The sequence below is a fragment of the Streptomyces sp. NPDC059900 genome (assembly GCF_050270335.1).
GTDB lineage: Bacteria > Actinomycetota > Actinomycetes > Streptomycetales > Streptomycetaceae > Streptomyces.
This window is the reverse complement of the sequence record NZ_JBNNJZ010001102.1, coordinates 1-1,339: the sequence shown is the minus strand read 5'-3', so window position 1 is coordinate 1,339 and position 1,339 is coordinate 1. Positions and strand designations below refer to the sequence as shown.

The following is a 1,339-nucleotide window of genomic DNA, read 5'->3' as shown; positions in this document are numbered from 1 at the left end:
GGTTCTATCTGCACACCGACCAGTGGCGCTACGACACCCTGCCCGCCGAGTCCCTCGCGTCCCCGCTGGCCGAGGGGCACTTCGAGGGCATGAGCGGCGCCGACTGCCTGGCCGCCTCAGCCCGCATGGGCTGGATGCCCTCCTACCCCACCTTCGACCGCAACCCCCTGGACCTGGGCGAGGCCGACGACCCCGTACGGCACACCGTCGAGGAACTCAAGGCGGGACGGCTGAAGTTCGCGGGCGAAGACCCCGACGCGCCCGCCAACTGGCCCCGCGTGCTGACCGTATGGCGGGCCAACCTCCTGGGATCGAGCTCCAAGGGCAACGAGTACTTCCTCAAGCACCTGCTGGGCACCCACTCCAACCTCCCCGACGACGGGCCCCGGTGCGCGCCGCGCGATGTCACCTGGCACCAAAAAGACGTCGAGGGCAAGCTCGATCTGCTGCTGGCCATGGACTTCCGCATGACGTCCACGACGCTCCTTGCCGACGTGGTGTTCCCCGCCGCCACCTGGTACGAGAAGCACGACCTGTCCTCCACCGACATGCACCCCTTCCTGCATGCCTTCACCCCGGCCGTCGACCCGCCCTGGCAGGCCCGCTCCGACTTCGACGCCTTCCACACGCTCGCCCGCAGGTTCAGCGAACTGGCCGCCGATCACCTGGGCGTACGCAAGGACGTGGTGGCCACGGCGCTGCAGCACGACACCCCCGGCGGGGAGATGGCCCAGCCCGGCGGCATCGCCCTTGACTGGTCGAAGGGCGAGTGCGAGCCGGTGCCCGGGCGCACCATGTACAACCTGGCGGTCGTGGAGCGCGACTACGGCGCCGTCGGCGAGAAGTTCGCCGCCCTGGGCCCGCTGGTCGACACCCTGGGCGTCACCACCAAGGCCATCACCTTCGACGTGGGCGAGGAGGTCGGCTACCTCGGCGAGAAGAACGGCACCGTACGCGGCGGGGTCGCCGACGGACGGCCCCGCATCGACACCGCCCAGCGCGCCTGCGAGGCGATCCTCTCGCTCTCGGGCACCTCCAACGGGCGCCTGGCCACCCAGGGCTTCGAGACCCTGGAGAAGAAGGTCGGCACCCCCATGGCCCACCTGGCCGCCGAGGCCGAGGGCAAGCGGGTCACCTTCGCCGACACCCAGGCCCGCCCTGTGCCCGTCATCACCTCGCCCGAGTGGTCGGGCAGCGAGTCCGGCGGCCGGCGCTACACCGCCTTCACCGTCAACACCGAACACCTCAAGCCCTGGCACACCCTCACCGGACGCCAGCACTTCTTCCTCGACCACGACTGGATCCACGAGGTCGGCGAGGCCCTGCCCGTCTACCTGTC

At 70.4% G+C, this 1,339-nt stretch carries 1 protein-coding gene; it reads left to right on the top strand.

What is annotated here, in order from left to right:
• The coding region (locus ACQKIP_RS47595) for a molybdopterin-dependent oxidoreductase (protein ID WP_427745884.1) at positions 1 to 1,339 on the top strand (1,339 nt) is incomplete at both ends.